Origin of the sequence: Bacillus sp. FSL R5-0659 (assembly GCF_038008785.1) — a bacterium.
In the GTDB taxonomy this organism is placed as follows: Bacteria; Bacillota; Bacilli; order Bacillales; family Bacillaceae; genus Bacillus; species Bacillus safensis.
In genome coordinates, this window is sequence record NZ_JBBOZU010000001.1 from 1,420,018 (window position 1) to 1,439,815 (window position 19,798).

The window sequence follows — 19,798 nt, forward strand, 5'->3', positions numbered from 1 at the left end:
GAAAACGCCCCTCACAGAGAAAGGAGGGGCGTTTTGCCATCAGTATTAAGCGGATTCACCTGTATTCTTTTGAATATGGGCGGGCTCCCAGATGAGTGGATTTTCACCTTTATCGCGTTCCATATCATATTTCACTGCTTCAAAGCCCATTTTATCCCAAAAACCGGCAGATTTGACGCGTGGATTGGTTCGGATTGGCAACCCGAAAGATTTGGCGAAATCAACAAGTGCCTCGCCGTACCCTTTACGCTGATACCCAGGAAGCACTTCCAGCTTCCACAGCTCTAAATAATCATGATTGTGGTCAAAATACGTTGTCGTCGAGCCGTCCACTTGATAAAGGCTCATACGTGCAACCAGCTTATCTCCAAAATAAATCCCGTAAAATGGAGAGTTGCTGTCATTTTCTATCATATTACTTTCAAGGTCTTCAAGCATGGATAGTTCTTGTATGCCATATTCCTTAAATTGTTTAAATTCCTCTAAAGTTTTGTAATTGATTAGAAGTCGCTTTACTTGTGTCATATGATCTTCCCCCTTACACACATAATGTTGACAGTGATGTCGTTGAAGGCGTTTTCATCCCATCCGCCTCAAAAAGTTTTTACACTTATTATTATAGTTTTTAAATTAAAAAAATTCAATCACGGCGCGCCATCTGCTTTTTGCATCGCGGCATGAAACTGTTAAAATGGTTGATATGATGAAGTAAACAGAAAAAGGGAAGTGCGGCAGTTGAACATTGGAATCATTGGCGGTGGTGCGATTGGTCTGCTTTGTGCTAGTTATTTATCACAGCATCATGACATCACTGTTTTGACAAGAAGAAAAGAACAGGCAGAGGAGATTCAAACATCAGGAATTAAGCGAACGGTAAAAGGAGAGACATTCCGGTCGTCTGCCAAGGCACAGGCAGGAATTACAGGAGGATTTGATCTGCTGATTGTGACGGTGAAATATCATCATTTGCAAGAGGTGCTTGATGACCTATCGACATTACCTCGTCAGCGAATCTTATTTTTACAAAATGGCATGGCCCACTTATTAGATTTAGAAAACTGGAAAACGGCGCATACAATATATATAGGTGTCGTAGAGCACGGTGCGATGAAGATATCAGATCATGCAGTAAACCATACAGGAATTGGTGTCATCAAGTGGGGGGCTTTTCATCCTGAGGATGCAGATGATGTGAGAAATGCTTTAAACGAAACGCCGGATCATTTTCAGATGATTTATACGGATGAATGGAAAAAAGTGCTGGAGGAAAAACTGCTAGTCAATGTATGCATTAACCCGCTCACGGCTTTATTGCATGTGAAAAATGGGGAATTGATCGCAAATCCTTCATATGAATACATGATGAAATGTGCATTTGAAGAAGCATTGTCCATTTTAGGTCTGGCTGAAAAAGAGCAGCTCTGGTCACACGTCGTTTCAATTTGTAAGAAAACGGCCGCCAATCAATCGTCGATGCTTCAAGATATCGTCAAAGGCCGTGAAACCGAAAGAAAAGCCATCATTGGCTATCTTTTAAAAAAGGCTCAAGCTCAAGAGATTCTGGCGCCACATCTTACTTTCTTCAATCGAAGCTTGGAAGTATTGGAAAAAAAGCAAACAAAATCTTTTGAGTGAGCTCATTTACATGCTATACTTTTTTCGGGAAACTAACTATTTATTGAAGAAAGGAAGTTCTAAACATGCAATTGACTGAACTTTCCATCCGAAGTCAGAATTTATTCATACGTGATTATATAGAAGAAAAAAAAGAGATGACTGCTTTTTTTGATTATGATATACATTCTGAGCACACATGGAAAAAGAGATACAACGATCTCATGGAAATGAGCTTCCCGCGCGAGGCTTTAGCAGATTATATGAGCGCATACCACGCAAAGTTTGAATCGGCAGCGATGCGACAGAACATTGAAAAGATCCGTGACAAGCGGAGTGTCATGGTGGTTGGAGGGCAGCAGGCAGGCCTACTTTCAGGACCGCTTTATACCATACATAAAATCATATCCATTATTCAGTTCGCAAAAGAAAAAGAATCAGCGCTTGGCGTTCCTGTGATTCCAGTCTTTTGGGTAGCAGGTGAGGATCATGACGTAGATGAAATTAATTTTGTCTACACATCTGGCGAAAAAGGTCCAGTCAAGCAAAAGCTGCCATTACATAACGTTAAAAAAACTGCTGCAAAAAGAACACCGCTGCATCAAGAAAAAACAGAGAAATGGCTACGTGATGTGTTTTCAACGTATGAGGAATCTGCATATACAAATGACTTGCTTGATCAGCTTCTTCGATGTTTACGCAAATCACAAACGTTTACGGATTTCTTTGAATGGATTGTATGCGACCTTTTTGAAGAAGATGGACTTCTTCTATTTAATTCAGGAGACTTAGGCGTTAAACCACTTGAGCGTACGTTGTTCAAGCACATTGTCGAGACAAATGATGCGGTCACAGCTCGTTTGAATGAAACGCAGGCTGCCATGAAACGAGCGGGATATCAGCCAATCATTGAAGCTGGTGACAATCAGGCGAACCTGTTTTACGAATATGATGAGGAGCGTTTCCTTATTGAAAAAGAAAACGGCCAGTTTTCTATATCAGAAGTGGGGCTTACATGGACAAAAGAAGAGATTTTGCAGGAAATTGAGGAGCACCCAGAACGGTTCAGCAACAATGTGGTGACGCGTCCCTTAATGCAGGAAACCCTTCTCCCGACACTTGCTTTTATGGCAGGACACGGTGAAGTCAACTATTGGGGAGAGCTGAAAGGAATCTTTGAGCATTTTAAATTAAAGATGGCACCTGTTCTTCCAAGACTGCACGTGACCATTCTTGAAAGACATATCGATAAGAAGCTCCCGGTCAGAGAACTTTCTGTAGAAGAAGTGCTCACAAGCGGAGTAAAAGAAAAGAAAGAGGCTCACTTTGAGCAAAGCCTTCCAGACAGCTTTGTTCAAGCCGTTGATCATGCGAAACGTGAATTAGCGAAAGTTCACGGTGTATTGAGGCAAGAAGCACTGGAGGTTGAACCAAACTTCGAGCAGCTGCTAGATAAAAATGCCAAATTTATCGAAGACCAGCTTCAATTTGTTTATCAAAAGGTGGCGCAGCGTGTGGAACAGAAGGAAGGATATATCCTTCGGGATTTTGAACGGATTGAAAACAGCTTAAAACCACTAGATGCCCCGCAAGAAAGAATTTGGAATATCATGTACTTTTTAAACAAATATGGTCCAGAATTCTTCAAAACGTTCAAAAATCTGCCATTTTCATTTCAAAACAAGCAGCAAATTGTCAAACTTTGAAATAAAGTTTTAATGAACCCTGACTAGTTCAGGGTTTTTTTTTATGTAGAAACAGTGTAAAATAAGTTTTGTGGAGAGAAGTGGTGGATAGTGGAGAGTAAGGGTGAGAAAGTGGGGCTCTGATTATCATGTTCATGGGTGAATACCAACATACGATTGATACAAAAGGGCGCATGATCATCCCTGCTAAATTTAGAGACGGTCTCGGAGAACAGTTTGTGCTGACGAGAGGGCTTGATCAATGTTTATTTGGCTACCCTATGAGTGAGTGGAAACTAATTGAAGAGAAACTCAAAGCACTGCCGCTAACGAAAAAAGATGCACGTGCGTTTACCCGGTTCTTCTTCTCCGGCGCAGTTGAATGCGATTTGGACAAGCAGGGGCGCATTAACATCGCATCAAACCTACTCCAATATGCAAAACTCGAAAAAGAATGTGTGGTCATCGGCGTTTCAAATCGAATTGAGTTGTGGAGTAAGTCGATCTGGGAACAATATACAGAAGAGCAAGAAGATTCTTTTGCTGAAATTGCTGAAAACATGATTGGGTTTGATATATAATAATCCCTTGTGCAGCAAGCTTTCTACACATTCATTTCTATTTGAAAAAGGTGGGACCATAACATCATGTTTCAACATGAGACAGTATTATTAAAAGAAACAGTTGACGGTTTAAACGTCAAAGAAGACGGTACATATGTAGACTGCACGCTGGGCGGAGCAGGTCATAGCTCATATTTACTATCTCAACTATCAGAAAAAGGTACATTGATTGGATTTGACCAAGACGATGCTGCACTGGATCATGCACGAGAGAAGCTCGCGGATTCTAAAGCGAACATTCTTTTCATAAAAAGCAACTTCCGATATTTAAAAGAACGTCTGAATGAACAAGGCATTACAAGCGTAGACGGTGTGATTTTTGATCTTGGGGTTTCATCTCCTCAGCTCGACACACCAGAGAGAGGCTTTAGTTATCACCATGATGCACCTCTTGACATGCGAATGGATCAAACAGCCGCATTGTCGGCAAAGCAAGTGGTGAATGAATGGCCATTTGAAGATCTAGTTCGGATTTTCTACAAATATGGGGAAGAAAAATTCAGCAAGCAAATCGCACGCAAAATTGAAGAAGCTAGAAAAAAAGCGCCAATTGAAACAACAGGTGAGCTTGTCGACATTATCAAAGAAGGAATTCCCGCACCTGCAAGACGAAATGGCGGACATCCAGCAAAAAGAGTGTTTCAAGCGATCCGAATTGCCGTAAATGATGAATTGAAAGTTTTTGAAGAAGCACTAGAACAAGCAATAGAGTTACTCAATCCGAAGGGGAGAATTTCTGTCATTACATTCCATTCACTTGAAGACCGGATTTGTAAAAGTACATTTAAAGAAATGTCTTCTCTTCCAGAACTTCCGCACGGACTACCAGTGATTCCAGAAGGACTTGAACCAAAGCTGAAGCTGATCACGAGAAAACCAATCGTTGCATCAGAACAAGAGCTGGAACATAACAACCGTGCCCGTTCAGCGAAGCTCCGAATTGCAGAAAAAAAGTAAAACGACACCATAGATGATGATAAAAAGGAGGTTTCTTATGAGTAATTTGGCTTACCAAAGAGAAGTAAAACAATATCAAACAGAGCAGCAAGGCCAATCGGTTGTTATTAAAAGAAGAGGTTCTATAACACTTGGTGAAAAAATCTTACTTGTCATGTTTGTCATGGCTCTTATGTGCAGCTCTATTCTCATCATTTCTAAAGCCTTTGCTGTCTATCACGCCAATATCGAGGTGCAGAAATTAGAGCAGCAAGTATCTTTAGAATCGAAGAAGATTACTGAGCTTCAAAAGGAAAAAGACTTGCTGAGTGAACCAGAAAGAATCATCGAAGCTGCGAAAAAAGCTGGCTTAAGCATTTCGAAAGATGTTAAGAAGGTCGATTAAGATGGCGATGCCTAAAAAGAATAAAATGATGAACAGAGGCGCGGCAATTGCGAGTATTTGCTTCGCCCTGTTTTTCTTTATCATCCTTGCACGTTTTATTTATATTCAGATTACAGGAACGGTCGATGGTCAAGTGTTAGCCGCAAAGGCAAATGAACAATATCAATCGAAAAAAACACTTGAAGCCAAAAGAGGGTCTATTTTAGACCGAAATGGGAATGTGATTGCCGAGGATACATCTGTCTATAAACTCATTGCGATCATGAGCAAGAAAATGACGGTCGATCCAAAGCACCCAATGCATGTCGTCGACAAAGAAAAGACAGCAAAAGAGCTGTCAAAAGTAATTGATATGAGCGAAAGCGAAATTTTAAAGCGTCTGAATACAAAAGATGCGTTCCAAGTTGAGTTTGGTAAAGCTGGGAAAGACATCAGTTTTTCAACAAAGGAAAAAATTGAAAAGCTAAAGCTGCCAGGAATCGCATTTGAAAAAGACACGAAGCGATATTATCCAAACGGCATGTTTGCTTCAAATCTGATCGGTTATGCAAGATTAGATGAGGCAACGAAGGACATGTCAGGCGCGATGGGACTTGAGAAGGCACTGAACAAATTTTTAAAAGAAAAAGACGGCTATGTGACATATAACAGTGACAGAAGCGGATGGGCTCTTCCAAATAGTAAAGAAGACATTGTCGCTCCGAAGGATGGGAAAAACGTCACGCTGACCATCGATCAAAAAATCCAAGCGTTCCTTGAAGAAAGTATGACGCAGGTTGCTAAAAAATATAAACCGAAGAAAATCATTGCTACAGTCGTTGACCCAAAAACGGGAAAGGTGCTCGCGATGGGACAACGGCCAAGCTTTAATTTAAATGAATTAGACATTACGAATTATAACAATGATGTCATTTCATATGCGTTTGAACCAGGTTCAACGATGAAAATCTTTACACTTGCTGCGGCAATCCAAGAAGGGGTCTACCAAGGCAATGATAAATATCAATCTGGTACTTATAAGGTAGGCGGCGGCCTTGTAAGAGACCATAACAACGGAAATGGCTGGGGGAAAATTGACTTTCATGAAGGTGTTCTCCGTTCGTCAAACGTAGCCTTTGCAAAGCTGGCAAAAGAAAAGTTAGGCTTCACGCGCTACGAACAATATTTGCAGAAGTTCCATTTTTACGACAAAACAGGTATTGACTTGCCGAACGAAGCGTCTAGTAAAATCAATTACAGATACGAATATGACAAAGCATCGACAGCTTACGGTCAAGCGTCTGCCATTACACCGATTCAACAAATTGAAGCAGCGACAGCGATAGCAAACGGTGGAACGATGATGAAGCCATATGTCATTGATCATATTACAGACCCGAACACAAACAAAACGATTTTACAGCACGAACCAACAGTAGCTGGAAAACCAATTTCCTCAGATACAGCAAAGCAAGTACGTGACATTTTAGGTGAGGTTGTTTCCTCGAAGATTGGAACAGGTCAGCCTTACCAAATCAAAGGCTTTGACGTTGCTGGAAAAACAGGAACAGGACAAATCGGTGGTGCCGGTGGTTATCTCCAAGGAAGAAATGATTACGTCTTTTCATTTATGGGAATGGCGCCGAAAGATGATCCAAAGCTGCTCGTTTATGTAGCTGTACAGCAGCCGCAGCTGTCTGACACAGAAACTGGCTCTGCCCCAGTTGCACAAATCTTTAACCCAGTGATGAAAAATAGTCTGCTATATTTAAATATTGCACCAACAAAAACAGACGATAAAAAATCAGGCGAACAAAAAGTGAAGCAAGAAACAATGCCTTCACTCTTAGATTTAGAAGTGAAGCAGGCGGAAACAGAAGCCAAAAGCAAAAACTTAACGCCTGTTGTCATCGGCGACGGCCTCTCCATTAAACGACAGTGGCCAAGTGCAGGCTCTGAATTCTCTGAAAGCCAGAAAGTTTTCTTGAAAACAGCAGGAAAAACCATCAAAATGCCTGATATGACAGGCTGGTCGAGAAGAGAAGTCCTTCAATATGCATCCATTTCCGGTGTGCATATCGAAACAAAGGGACAAGGATATGCTGTCAAACAAAGTGTGAAAAGTGGAGCGGAGATTTCAGATAAAGTTGTCACTGTGACATTTAAAAGCCCGAATTAATTGCAAAACCTAGCAAACGACTTGCTAGGTTTTTTCTTTTGCCGAGCGGGATAGACGAGACGTTCTACATAAGGACGGGCCTGCATATGATGGAAACAAGCCATATGTATGTAAGGAGTGAACCGGGCGTGCGAGTATCAAGTGTAACAGTGAGAAAACGATTGCTTTTCGTGCTGCTGATTGGGGTGATCATTTTTTTCATCATAGATACTAGATTAGGATATGTACAGTTTATTATGGGTGAGAAGCTCACAAGTTTAGCAAAAGATTCATGGAGCCGTAACCTCCCGTTCGAACCAGAAAGGGGAGATATTTTGGACCGAAATGGGGTAGAGCTTGCGACGAACAAAAGTGCCCCATCTATATTGGTCGTTCCGCGTCAAATTAAAGATCCCGCAGAAACAAGCAAGAAACTGGCGGCAGTACTGAATATGTCAGAGGAAAAAGCGTACAAGCACGTCACAAAGAAAACATCGATCGAACGAATTTCTCCAGAGGGAAGAAAAGTATCTCATGAAAAAGCAAAAGAAGTCAGAGAGCTTGATTTAGATGGCGTTTATGTTGCGGAAGACAGCATCAGACACTATCCCTTCGGCAGTTTTCTTTCTCATGTGCTTGGCTTCGCTGGAATTGATAATCAAGGGTTACTTGGACTGGAAGCCTATTATGATGATGACCTAAAAGGTGAAAAAGGCTCTGTAAAGTTCTATTCCGATGCAAAAGGGCAGAAAATGCCAGATGAAGCAGATGATTATACACCGCCTAAAGATGGCCTTGATATGAAGTTAACTGTCGATGCGAAAGTACAAACCATCATAGAACGGGAATTAGACAACGCGCAGGCAAAATATAACCCAGACGGCATGATTGCAATTGCGATGAATCCGAAGAACGGTGAAGTGCTTGGGATGTCGAGCAGACCGGATTTTGATCCAGCGGATTATCAATCAGTTGACTCGAAAGTGTTTAACCGAAATCTACCGGTGTGGAGCACATATGAGCCAGGTTCGACGTTTAAAATAATTACACTTGCAGCAGCCCTAGAAGAGAAAAAAGTCAATTTAAAGCGCGATCATTTTTTTGACAGCGGATCTGTAACAGTAGATGGTGCAAGGCTTAGGTGCTGGAAAAAAGGCGGGCATGGATCACAGTCATTTTTAGAAGTGGTGCAAAACTCTTGTAACCCCGGCTTTGTTGAACTAGGCGACCGTCTAGGAAAGGATAAATTATTTTCCTATATTAAAAATTTCGGGTTTGGCCAAAAAACAGGGATTGATCTTCAAGGGGAAGGGCGAGGCATTTTGTTCCCGCTGGACCGGGTTGGTCCTGTAGAGCAGGCGACAACTGCCTTTGGTCAAGGTGTATCTGTTACGCCGATACAGCAAGTAGCTGCCGTAGCCGCAGCGGTAAATGGTGGAACACTTTACACGCCGTACATTGCAAAAGAATGGATAGATCCAATCACAAAAGAGGTTGTGAAAAAGCAATCGCCGATTGCCAAAAAGAAAGTGATTTCAGCAGAAACATCAAAAGAAATCAGATATGCGCTTGAAAGTGTAGTCGCTCAAGGAACTGGGCGAAATGCATTTGTTGAAGGATATCGTGTTGGCGGAAAAACAGGGACAGCACAGAAGGTAAAAGACGGCAAGTACATGGAAAATAACCACATTGTGTCGTTTATCGGGTTTGCGCCTGCTGATGATCCAAGTATCGTTGTATATGTGGCTGTAGATAATCCGAAAGGCACCATTCAATTTGGTGGGACAGTTGCTGCGCCAATTGTGGGTCATATTATGCGGGACAGCCTGCCTGAAATGGGTGTGAAAAAAAGAAAAGGACAAATTGAAAAGAAGTACCAGTGGCTGGACACAAAAACGATTGAAGTACCGAATCTTGTAGGAGGATCTGTTTCAGACCTTGAATCCCTCCTGATTAATCTTAAGATCGATGCTTCTGGAACTGGCAGTAAAGTGGTGAAGCAATCACCTGCTGCTGGGACGAAGGTCAAAGAAGGCTCCACCATCAGATTATACTTAAACGATGAATAATAAAGAATGAACAGAGGGTAGCCGCACTCATTCGGCTGCCTCTTTTTGTTGAAAGAGAAGGTCTGTTTGAAAAAAAGAACCTAAAGTGTGTTTTTTCCAAGAGAAACTTAAGGAATACGCTGGATGTATCCTTTTTTTTACGATAAAATATAGACTGTGTGTTTTTTTCGCAAGACATACACGTGAACGAATTTGAGAGGTTTGATATGAAATGAAATTACAAGAACTCCTTACATACTTTAAAAGTGAAAACAACGAATTAATAAACGAAAATCCTGATATCACTTCCATCGAAATGGATTCTAGAGAGGTGAAAAAAGGAAGCCTTTTTGTCTGTATAAAAGGCTATACAGTAGATGGACACGATTATGCTGAAAAAGCGGTGAAAAGCGGGGCTGCAGCGATTGTAGCAGAACACCCTCTTAACATAACAGATGTACCAGTCATTATTGTGAAACACTCTCAAAGAGCTCTTGCAAGAATAGCTGATGCGTTTTACGAACAGCCAACTCATAAGCTGAATCTCATCGGGATCACAGGCACAAACGGAAAAACTTCCACAACACACATGATTGAACAAATGATGAGAAAAGCCGAAAAGAAAACAGGCTTAATCGGTACGATGTATATGAAGGTGAATGATGACATTCTCGATGTGAAAAACACGACACCTGAAAGTGTCACACTTCAGAAGACCTTTAAACAGATGCTTGATCAAGATGTAGACACAGCCATTATGGAAGTATCATCACACGCACTGCATCTTGGCAGGGTACATGGATGTGATTATGATATTGCCGTTTTCACAAACCTTTCGCAGGACCATCTTGACTACCACAACACAATGGAAGAATATAAACATGCGAAAAGCTTGCTGTTTTCACAGCTGGGCAGTGCCTTTCATCACGATAAGCCAAAGCATGCGATTTTAAATGCGGATGATGATGCTTCGAGTTACTATGAAAAAGTGACAGCTGCTGAAGTCATGACATATGGCTTAGAGCAAAAAGCAGATGTCATGGCAAAGAATATTCAAATCAAGCCGAAGGGAACTCAATTTGATTTAATCACTCCAATTGGGATCAAAAATGTGACAGTTGCCCTCATCGGTAAGTTTAATGTGTACAACATCCTAGCAGCTGTATCAGTAGGGATCGTATCTGGCTTAACATTTGAAACGATTGTAAGTGCTATTGAAGAGCTGGAGGGAGTCAAAGGCCGATTTGAACTTGTGAACTGTGATCAAGATTTCCCTGTGATCGTCGATTACGCCCATACACCTGACAGCTTAGAAAATGTCCTGACAACGTGTAGAGAATTAACAGCCGGCAAAATTTTCTGTGTGATAGGCTGCGGCGGCGACCGTGATAAAACAAAGCGTCCTCAAATGGCCCAAATCGCTGTGAAGTATGCAGATGAGCCTGTATTTACATCAGACAACCCAAGAAGCGAAGATCCTTCAGCTATCTTAAAGGATATGGAAAATGGTGTGCCAGACGCATATTATCATAGCTTTGTGAATCGCAAACAAGCCATCTTTTTTGCAATTGCCAATGCGAAAAAAGGCGATACAGTCTTAATAGCGGGTAAAGGCCATGAGACATATCAAATCGTTGGCGATCAAGTGTACGATTTTGATGATGCAAAGGTTGCAATGGACGCTATTTTAGATCTAAACAAATCTTAAAATGATGAAAAGAGTGTAATGAAATGAAGCATTTTGTACAAAAACAACATACGAAGAACGCGAATGAATACCTTAATAATGAATGCAATTTTCTGATGGAAAACGGCTTTGGAAATTCGGAAGGAGTAAAGAACGATGCTTGAACAGGTGATATTGTTTACAATCATAATGGGATTTTTAATCAGTGTTCTTTTATCCCCGATTTTTATTCCGTTTTTAAGAAGACTTAAATTTGGTCAAAGTATTAGAGAAGAAGGACCACAGTCTCATCAAAAGAAATCAGGTACTCCGACAATGGGCGGAATTATGATTATCTTTTCTATCACAATTACGACGATTGTGATGATCAACAAATTTTCTGAGATTAGTCCAGAAATGTTTTTATTGTTATTTGTCACGCTTGGCTACGGTCTATTAGGATTTTTAGATGATTATATTAAAGTAGCGATGAAACGAAACCTAGGTTTAACATCAAAACAGAAATTAATCGGTCAAATTGTGATCGCAGTGATTTTTTATGCAGTCTTCCATTATTATCAGTTTGCAACGACGATTCGCATTCCAGGAACAGATGTCAGCTTCGATTTAGGATGGGCTTACTTTATCCTTGTCGTTTTCATGCTTGTCGGGGGTTCAAATGCTGTGAACTTAACGGATGGACTGGATGGTCTATTATCTGGTACCGCTGCTATTGCCTTTGGAGCCTTTGCTATACTGGCTTGGAATCAATCACAGTACGATGTAGCGATCTTTTCAGTAGCTGTTGCTGGAGCCGTTCTTGGGTTTCTTGTGTTTAACGCGCATCCTGCAAAAGTATTTATGGGCGATACAGGGTCGCTTGCTTTAGGCGGAGCGATTGTAGCGATTGCCATTTTAACAAAGCTTGAAATTTTACTTGTCATTATTGGAGGAGTATTTGTTGTCGAAACGTTATCCGTTATTCTTCAAGTGATCTCCTTTAAAACAACTGGAAAAAGAATCTTTAAGATGAGTCCGCTTCACCACCACTATGAGTTAGTTGGCTGGTCTGAGTGGAGAGTAGTTGTCACCTTCTGGACAGCTGGTTTATTACTTGCTGTTTTAGGAATTTACATCGAGGTGTGGTTATAATTGAATAAGATGCAAATGTTAAAAAACGAACATGTACTAGTATTAGGTCTTGCAAAAAGCGGATATGCGGCAGCTTCAATTCTTCATGAGCATGGAGTAAATGTCATAGTAAATGACCAAAAGCCGTTTGAAGAAAATGAACCTGCTCAGCTTCTTTCTGAAAAGGGGATTGATGTCATTTGTGGCAGCCATCCTCTTCGTATGTTCGATGATAATGAAATAACGATTTTAATTAAAAATCCAGGAATTCCATATGAAAATGTGATGGTTCAAGAGGCGATTCGCCGCCAAATTCCAGTTTGGACGGAAATTGAATTAGCTTATCATTTAACCTCAGCTCCTTTTATTGGGATTACTGGATCAAATGGAAAAACCACTACCACGACTTTGATTTATGAAATGCTGAAAAGCGATAGTCAAAAAACTTTAGTGGCAGGTAATATTGGCACAGTTGCCAGCGAAGTCGCTGCAAAGGCAGCTGGCGATGAGTGGATTGTAACTGAGTTGTCTTCTTTCCAGTTAATGGGAACGGTTGATTTTAGACCTAAAATCAGCTTAATATTAAATATTTTTGATGCACATTTAGACTATCACCACACTCGTGATGAATATGAAAAAGCAAAGCAGAAAGTATACGCACATCAACTTGAAGATGACATAGCTGTCATTAACCTTGATGATCCATCAGTTGTAAAACTGGCCGAAGCTTCAAAAGCAAAAAAAGTATTTTTCTCGGTAAAAGAGCAAGTAGAACATGGTGCTTATATTAAAAATGGTGCGATTTACTACATGAATGAACATATCATTGATTTAAAGGATGTTGTTCTTCCTGGTGAGCATAACCAAGAAAATATTTTAGCAGCTATTTGTGTTGTGAAAAATACTGGCTGCTCAAATGAAGCAATCGCACACGTTCTCACGACTTTTAGTGGAGTGAAGCATCGTCTCCAGTTTGTAGATACAATTCAAAGCAGAAAATTCTATAACGATAGTAAAGCCACCAATATACTGGCAACAAGTAAAGCATTGTCAGCTTTTAAGCAGCCGACCATTTTACTAGCCGGCGGGCTTGATCGCGGTAATGAATTTGATGAATTGAAGCCTTTTATGAAAAATGTAAAAGGAATCATCACATTTGGTGAGACGGCACCTAAGTTTGTGAAGCTTGGTGAAGAACTGGGAATACATCACGTAAAACATGTCGATAATGTTGAACAAGCAGTACCTGCGGCGTTTAACATTTCTGAAGAAGAAGACGTGATTTTATTATCCCCGGCTTGTGCAAGCTGGGATCAACATAAAACATTTGAAGAACGTGGAGACATGTTTGTAAACGCCGTGCATATGCTTAAATAAGGGCTTGTCTCTCATAATGACTGACAGCCCAAATGAATTATGCTTGGGGTGTCGGTCTCTTGACGAATAAGAAAACTTCTCCGGACTTTTTGCTTGTTGTCATTACGTTACTTTTATTGACGATTGGTTTAATTATGGTGTACAGCGCTAGTGCTGTGTGGGCATCGTATAAATTTGATGATTCGTTTTATTTTGCAAAAAGACAGCTTTTGTTTGCCGGAATCGGAGTTATCGCGATGTTTTTCATTATGCGAGTCGATTATTGGACGTGGCGGACTTGGTCAAAGATATTGATTGCTGTTTGTTTTCTCCTTTTACTGCTTGTACTTATTCCAGGTATCGGTATGGAGAGAAATGGATCAAGAAGCTGGATCGGTGTCGGTGCGTTTAGTATTCAGCCCTCTGAATTTATGAAGCTTGCGATGATTGCGTTTCTTGCAAAATTCTTATCTGAAAAACAAAAAAATATCACATCCTTTCGTAAAGGTTTCGCACCAGCATTAGGCATTGTGTTTTCTGCATTTGCCATCATAATGCTGCAGCCAGATTTGGGAACAGGGACGGTAATGGTTGGAACCTGTATTATTATGATATTTGTTTCAGGTGCGAGAATTGCTCACTTTATATTTCTCGGTCTTTTAGGGCTCAGCGGATTTGCTGCACTCGTCTTATCAGCGCCCTACCGCATAAAACGAATTACATCGTACTTAAATCCTTGGGAAGATCCACTAGGCAGTGGGTTTCAAATTATTCAATCCTTATACGCTGTTGGTCCAGGCGGTCTGTTCGGAATGGGTCTCGGTCAAAGTAGACAGAAATTCTTTTATTTACCTGAGCCTCAAACAGACTTCATCTTTGCGATATTGTCTGAAGAGCTTGGCTTTATAGGAGGATCACTCATTTTGCTGCTCTTTAGTGTTCTATTATGGAGAGGCATACGAATAGCACTTGGAGCCCCAGACTTATACGGAAGTTTCCTAGCAGTTGGCATTATTTCAATGGTTGCCATTCAAGTGATGATTAATATCGCAGTTGTTACTGGACTCATCCCTGTGACAGGGATCACGCTCCCATTCCTAAGTTATGGCGGCTCATCACTGACATTAATGCTGATGGCAATTGGCGTACTTCTGAATGTAAGCAGGTACGCTAGATATTAATGTGCTGCTAGTTCATGAAACCATGATGACATTTATTTTGCAAAAGTACAAAAAAATGATTTGAAGAGTGAAAAAGACAGCTTTCGTATTGAAAACATGTTTTTTTGACTCTTCTTTACAGGTTTTAACGGAGCCCTGTTGTTTAAAACAGGGTTTATACTTTGTTCAGAGCAGAAAAAAATTGAGGGGAAATGGTATAATGCGTATAGTAATCAGTGGAGGCGGAACAGGCGGACATATTTATCCGGCCTTAGCTTTTATTAAAGAAGTGAAAAGACTGCATCCTAATGTAGAATTTTTATATATTGGTACTGAAAATGGACTTGAAAAGAAAATTGTAGAAAGAGAAAATATCCCTTTCAAGTCCATAGAAATTTCAGGTTTTAAAAGAAAGCTTTCCTTTGATAACGTAAAAACGGTGATGAGATTTCTAAAGGGCGTTCAAAAAAGTAAATCTTACTTAAAAGAATTCAAGCCAGATGCGGTCATTGGAACAGGTGGTTATGTGTGCGGCCCTGTTGTTTATGCAGCTTCTAAGCTGAAAATCCCGACTATTATTCACGAACAGAACAGTCTGCCTGGAATCACAAATAAGTTTCTGGCGAGATATGTTGATAAGGTAGCCATCTGTTTTGAAGAAGCAAAGGCACATTTTCCTTCTGAAAAGGTTGTATTTACGGGAAACCCTAGAGCCTCTGAAGTCGTCTCTATAAAAGAGGGGAAATCTCTTAAAGAGTTTGGGCTGGATGAAAAGAAAAAAACAGTTCTTATTTTTGGCGGGAGCCGGGGGGCTGCACCGATTAATAGAGCAGTCATTGACATGCAAAATGAATTAAAGGCTAAGAACTATCAGCTTTTATATATCACAGGTGAGGTTCATTATGAAAAAGTGCTGAACGAACTAAAGGAAAAAGATGCAGCACCTAATATGATCACAAAGCCTTTCTTGCACCAAATGCCGGAGTACTTGAAATCAATTGATGTGATTGTTGCAAGAGCAGGTGCCACAACGATCGCTGAAGTGACAGCCCTTGGAATCCCAACTATTTTTATTCCAAGCCCATACGTGACAGCAAATCACCAGGAAATTAATGCAAGATCATTAGAAAAGCATGACGCTGCAATCGTTTTAAGAGAATCAGAGCTTTCTGGAGAGAGCCTCCTTCATGCCATTGATGAAATTGCTGGTAATGAAGAAAAATTAAACGAAATGAGCCGCTTAACAAAAGAACTGGGAGTACCAGATGCGGCTGGACGTTTATATAATGTATTAAAAGAAATTACGACTACATGATGGAATGATATTAGGTAAGGCGGAGGGTAATATGGAGAACTTGAAGAATGAATTATTAGAAGCGCAAGTCGGTAAAGTGCTTGAAAATGAGCCGCTTGCAAATCATACGACAATGAAAATAGGCGGGCCGGCAGATCTATTGATTGTTCCTAAAGATATCGATGCAGTTAAAACGATCATGGATCAGATAAAAAAACACCACGCGGACTGGACGGTTATTGGGAGAGGATCGAATTTACTCGTACTTGATAAAGGAATACGTGGCGTTGTCCTGAAGTTAGGCGCTGGACTTGATCATTTAACTATAAATGATGAAGAAATTACAGTTGGCGGCGGCTATTCTGTTGTAAGGCTTGCAACGTCTCTTAGTAAGCAGGGTCTTTCAGGGCTGGAGTTTGCAGCTGGTATCCCGGGATCTATTGGCGGCGCTGTTTATATGAATGCAGGTGCGCACGGATCTGATATCAGTAAGATCCTTGTGAAAGCGAGAATCTTATTTGAAGATGGAAGCATCGAGTGGCTAACAAATGAGCAGATGAACTTTAGCTATAGAACATCTGTCCTTCAAAAGGAACGACCAGGCATTGTTCTCGAGGCCGTGTTTAAGCTCAAACAGGATGATCGCGAGAAAATCACAAAGAAAATGCAGCAAAATAAAGACTATCGTAAGGAAACACAGCCTTACAATCGACCATGTGCCGGAAGTATTTTTCGAAATCCGCTGCCTGAATATGCAGGACAGCTTGTAGAAAAAGCGAATTTAAAAGGGTACCAAATTGGCGGAGCAAGAATCTCTGATATGCATGGCAACTTTATTGTGAACGCTGGCGGGGCTACTGCTCAAGACGTGCTGGACTTAATTCAATACATCCAAAAGAAAATTAAAGATGACTACAATGTAGATATGCATACAGAAGTAGAAATTATCGGTGAAGCAAATTAAAAACTAGTTTTTATGAATGATGGCATCACAGGAAAACAAACGGCATGAAAGAATGCCGTTTGTTTTCTCATCAAAATGATGACCCAAAGGTGTGGACAAGCAGCTTTGAATGGGGTGAAGAATATACATGCGGCCTGATCATGAAAATGAAAAGATCGTCAATATAGAAGAACGAATTCCTAAAATTAAAGAACAAAGGAAGCAGAAAGCGAATCGGAGACTAATCTCTTTTATTCTACTGTTTTTTATCATGGTTTTAATCATTATTTATTTGCAGACACCAATCAGTAAAATTTCTTCTTTAACTATTACGGGTAACGAGCATGTCCCTACAAAACAACTTGTGAAACTTTCCCAAATTAAAGAAGGCGAAACAGAGTTTTGGAATTTAAATAAAGATTTAACAGCAGATCATATTAAACAAAACAAACTGATTAAAAGTGTTAGTATCAAAAAACATTTTCCGAATAAGGTCAGTATTGCTGTCAAAGAATATGCCAATATTGCGTATCTTCAAAAGGGAAATCTATACTATGAGCTTCTTGAAAATGGGACAGCATTACCAGAAGAAGTCACACCAAGTCATGCAGGACCTATTTTTGTGGATTGGGACAATAAAGAGAAGCTGAAGCAAACTGTAAGATCTTTAAATCAGCTGCCAGCCTCTATTCAGGAACTCATCTCTGAAATATATTATGTGCCGACAAGCTCAAACCAATGGCTCGTTAAATTTTATATGAATGATGGGAACACTGTGATTGCATCAATTAAAACATTCGCTGATAAAATGAAAACTTATCCTGCCATTGTAAAAGAACTTTCACCTTCTGAAAAAGGCACAATCCATATGGAAGTCGCGACGTATTTTGAAGCGTTTAAATCTGAGAAAAAGGAAGATGAACGTTGAGAGGCAAAACAGTTATATTCTCAATTGTAATGCTTGTTCTTGGTTTTCTGATTTCTTTTTCATACCAATATACTAAACAGCATCAGGCAGAGGTCATTCGCACAGAGCAATGGAAAAAAGAATACTCCTTGAAAAGTCAGCTGACAAAGCAAGAAAAGGCGAATCAGAAACTTGAAAAAGAATTATACAGCCTTCAATCACAGGTTCAAGCCACTGAGTCCAATTTGAAAAATGAAAAAGAGCAGTATTTTAATGTATTGGAAGATGTTGAGAAATACAGGATGTTTACAGGAGAGATCGGCGTAAAAGGAAAAGGGGTAAAAGTATCCCTTGAAGATGCATCTTATATCCCGAGTGGACAAAATGTCAATAATTACATTGTTCATGAGAGCCACATTTTTCATGTGATAAACGAACTATTTATATCAGGAGCCTCTGCCGTATCTATTAATGGACAGAGAATTACACACCAATCATACATACATTGTAACGGCCCAGTTGTCACAGTTGACGGTGTACAGCATCCAGCGCCGTTTGTCATTTCTGCTATCGGTGATCCGGCTGTGTTAATACCTGCATTAAATATTGCAGGAGGAGTGGTCGATCAGCTGACAAGTGATCATATTTCGATGACGATTGAAAAAAAGGATATTCGTATGAATCCTCTTTTAAAACACAAAGATTAAAAGTGAAAAGGTGAGTGGTGTTGAGGAAAAAGAAGCCTTTACTTAGTTTGACAGTCTTAATGGTGATATTCGGCATCATGGTCTCCATCCAATTTAACTCATTGCAAAAGCCCAAAGTTCGTGATACTCGCGATGTGTGGGAGCTAAGAGAGGATTTATCTGCGTCTAAAAGTAAAGAATTGGATTTACTGAAAGAAATTGATAAATATGATGAAATGCTGAAAAAGTATGGTCATCAAGGTGATCAATCAAAAGAAGCTCAACTAACGAAAACATTAAAAGATTTAAAAGAAAAGGCTGGTTTTACAGAAGTGACAGGGGAGGGAATAGAAGTTGACATCTCTCAGCTCTTCTCTAAGGATCTGACTGGAGAAGAAGTGAAAAATATCCCGCCTGATCTTCTGAAAAAGTTAATCAACGAAGCCAATATGTATGGAGCAAAGCATATTTCCATTAATGACCACCGTGTGATTAATACTAGTGTGATTCGAGATATTAATGGCACGACGAAAATGGATGGCTACAGCTTAGATGGTGATGAAGTGACCATCAAGATGATCAGCGACCAGGCCGACAAATTATACAGCCGTTTAAATGTATCAGATATTGGTGATTTGTTTGCTCAGGAAAATTTCGGTTTGAGTATTAGCCAGCCAAAGCAACAAATTCAATTAAAAGCATATGACGGTGCAATTCAGGTAAACGAGTTGAAGCCTCTTGACGATGTAAAGGAGGGAAAATCTTAATGTGGCTTCCTGTACTTGGCTTAATCATAGGAGTTGCGATCGGTTTCTTAACAAATTTTACGATACCGAATGAGTATTCTAATTATCTTTCCCTCGCTGTACTTGCTGCACTTGATACATTGATTGGTGGAATCAGGGCACATCTGCAAGAGGCATACGATGAACTAGTGTTTGTATCAGGCTTCTTCTTTAATATTATACTTGCAATAAGTTTAGCTTTTCTGGGCGTCCATCTTGGTGTAGACTTGTACTTAGTCGGAATGTTTGCTTTCGGCGTTAGATTGTTTCAAAATATAGCAGTTATTCGAAGAATTCTACTAACTAAATGGACAATTTCTAGAGAAAAAAAGAAAAAAAGTGAGTCATAAAAAAGGATATACATATGATGTAACGAATATTTTCAGTAATCCTAATAAAAAATGTTGATTTTTTAAGTTTT

The 19,798-nt window shown here is 40.1% G+C and carries 18 protein-coding genes; 17 read left to right on the forward strand and 1 reads right to left on the reverse strand.

The window, feature by feature from the left end; all coding sequences use genetic code 11:
- Positions 1 to 45: 45 nt before the first annotated feature.
- Positions 46 to 525: an N-acetyltransferase gene (locus tag NSQ72_RS07210; protein WP_007499784.1), complete on the reverse strand. Its 480-nt coding sequence runs from the start codon at positions 523 to 525 to the stop codon at positions 46 to 48.
- 210 nt (positions 526 to 735) lie between these two features.
- On the opposite strand from NSQ72_RS07210, the gene NSQ72_RS07215 reads away from it, so the two are divergent.
- The 17 genes from NSQ72_RS07215 to NSQ72_RS07295 all read left to right on the forward strand — a co-directional run bounded on the left by NSQ72_RS07215 (position 736) and on the right by NSQ72_RS07295 (position 19,727).
- Positions 736 to 1,635 carry a 2-dehydropantoate 2-reductase gene (locus NSQ72_RS07215; protein WP_341083679.1) on the forward strand — a complete coding sequence of 300 codons (900 nt, stop codon included), beginning with the start codon at positions 736 to 738 and terminating at the stop codon, positions 1,633 to 1,635.
- 65 nt (positions 1,636 to 1,700) lie between these two features.
- Complete coding sequence (gene bshC, locus NSQ72_RS07220; protein ID WP_341083681.1) at positions 1,701 to 3,320, forward strand: bacillithiol biosynthesis cysteine-adding enzyme BshC; 1,620 nt, start codon at positions 1,701 to 1,703, stop codon at positions 3,318 to 3,320.
- Positions 3,321 to 3,448: 128 nt separating this feature from the next.
- The gene (mraZ, locus tag NSQ72_RS07225; protein ID WP_003211163.1) at positions 3,449 to 3,880 is read left to right on the forward strand and encodes a division/cell wall cluster transcriptional repressor MraZ; all 432 of its coding nucleotides are present in this window, start codon (positions 3,449 to 3,451) and stop codon (positions 3,878 to 3,880) included.
- 66 nt (positions 3,881 to 3,946) lie between these two features.
- Positions 3,947 to 4,879 (forward strand): 16S rRNA (cytosine(1402)-N(4))-methyltransferase RsmH, encoded by a 933-nt coding sequence (gene rsmH, locus NSQ72_RS07230; RefSeq protein WP_341083682.1) that lies wholly within the window; start codon positions 3,947 to 3,949, stop codon positions 4,877 to 4,879.
- A 37-nt stretch (positions 4,880 to 4,916) separates the two neighbouring features.
- On the forward strand, positions 4,917 to 5,264 hold the full coding sequence (gene ftsL, locus NSQ72_RS07235; protein WP_039178324.1) for a cell division protein FtsL: 348 nt from the start codon (positions 4,917 to 4,919) through the stop codon (positions 5,262 to 5,264).
- Between the two features lie 7 nt (positions 5,265 to 5,271).
- Complete coding sequence (locus NSQ72_RS07240) at positions 5,272 to 7,422, forward strand: penicillin-binding protein (RefSeq protein ID WP_059377115.1); 2,151 nt, start codon at positions 5,272 to 5,274, stop codon at positions 7,420 to 7,422.
- A gap of 128 nt (positions 7,423 to 7,550) precedes the next feature.
- Positions 7,551 to 9,470, forward strand: coding sequence for a stage V sporulation protein D (locus NSQ72_RS07245; RefSeq protein ID WP_039178327.1), 1,920 nt, complete (start codon positions 7,551 to 7,553; stop codon positions 9,468 to 9,470).
- Between the two features lie 211 nt (positions 9,471 to 9,681).
- On the forward strand, positions 9,682 to 11,157 hold the full coding sequence (locus NSQ72_RS07250) for a UDP-N-acetylmuramoyl-L-alanyl-D-glutamate--2,6-diaminopimelate ligase (protein ID WP_341083685.1): 1,476 nt from the start codon (positions 9,682 to 9,684) through the stop codon (positions 11,155 to 11,157).
- Between the two features lie 135 nt (positions 11,158 to 11,292).
- Positions 11,293 to 12,267 carry a phospho-N-acetylmuramoyl-pentapeptide-transferase gene (gene mraY / locus NSQ72_RS07255; protein WP_003211854.1) on the forward strand — a complete coding sequence of 325 codons (975 nt, stop codon included), beginning with the start codon at positions 11,293 to 11,295 and terminating at the stop codon, positions 12,265 to 12,267.
- Between the two features lie 9 nt (positions 12,268 to 12,276).
- On the forward strand, positions 12,277 to 13,623 hold the full coding sequence (gene murD, locus NSQ72_RS07260; protein WP_052196550.1) for a UDP-N-acetylmuramoyl-L-alanine--D-glutamate ligase: 1,347 nt from the start codon (positions 12,277 to 12,279) through the stop codon (positions 13,621 to 13,623).
- Between the two features lie 59 nt (positions 13,624 to 13,682).
- Entirely contained in the window at positions 13,683 to 14,783 is a 1,101-nt protein-coding gene (gene spoVE / locus NSQ72_RS07265) for a stage V sporulation protein E (RefSeq protein WP_024424259.1), read from the forward strand.
- A 199-nt stretch (positions 14,784 to 14,982) separates the two neighbouring features.
- Positions 14,983 to 16,077 carry an undecaprenyldiphospho-muramoylpentapeptide beta-N-acetylglucosaminyltransferase gene (gene murG / locus NSQ72_RS07270; protein ID WP_039178340.1) on the forward strand — a complete coding sequence of 365 codons (1,095 nt, stop codon included), beginning with the start codon at positions 14,983 to 14,985 and terminating at the stop codon, positions 16,075 to 16,077.
- A gap of 31 nt (positions 16,078 to 16,108) precedes the next feature.
- Complete coding sequence (gene murB / locus NSQ72_RS07275; RefSeq protein ID WP_047202109.1) at positions 16,109 to 17,020, forward strand: UDP-N-acetylmuramate dehydrogenase; 912 nt, start codon at positions 16,109 to 16,111, stop codon at positions 17,018 to 17,020.
- 127 nt (positions 17,021 to 17,147) lie between these two features.
- Complete coding sequence (locus tag NSQ72_RS07280) at positions 17,148 to 17,927, forward strand: cell division protein FtsQ/DivIB (protein WP_341083688.1); 780 nt, start codon at positions 17,148 to 17,150, stop codon at positions 17,925 to 17,927.
- Positions 17,924 to 18,613, forward strand: a complete 690-nt coding sequence (locus NSQ72_RS07285; protein ID WP_039178348.1) for a DUF881 domain-containing protein — start codon at positions 17,924 to 17,926, stop codon at positions 18,611 to 18,613. The genes NSQ72_RS07280 and NSQ72_RS07285 overlap by 4 nt, the downstream gene beginning before the upstream one ends.
- A gap of 20 nt (positions 18,614 to 18,633) precedes the next feature.
- On the forward strand, positions 18,634 to 19,359 hold the full coding sequence (locus NSQ72_RS07290; RefSeq protein WP_039178351.1) for a DUF881 domain-containing protein: 726 nt from the start codon (positions 18,634 to 18,636) through the stop codon (positions 19,357 to 19,359).
- On the forward strand, positions 19,359 to 19,727 hold the full coding sequence (locus tag NSQ72_RS07295) for a small basic family protein (RefSeq protein ID WP_341083691.1): 369 nt from the start codon (positions 19,359 to 19,361) through the stop codon (positions 19,725 to 19,727). Before NSQ72_RS07290 ends, NSQ72_RS07295 begins: the two co-directional genes overlap by 1 nt.
- The last annotated feature ends 71 nt before the right edge of the window (positions 19,728 to 19,798 follow it).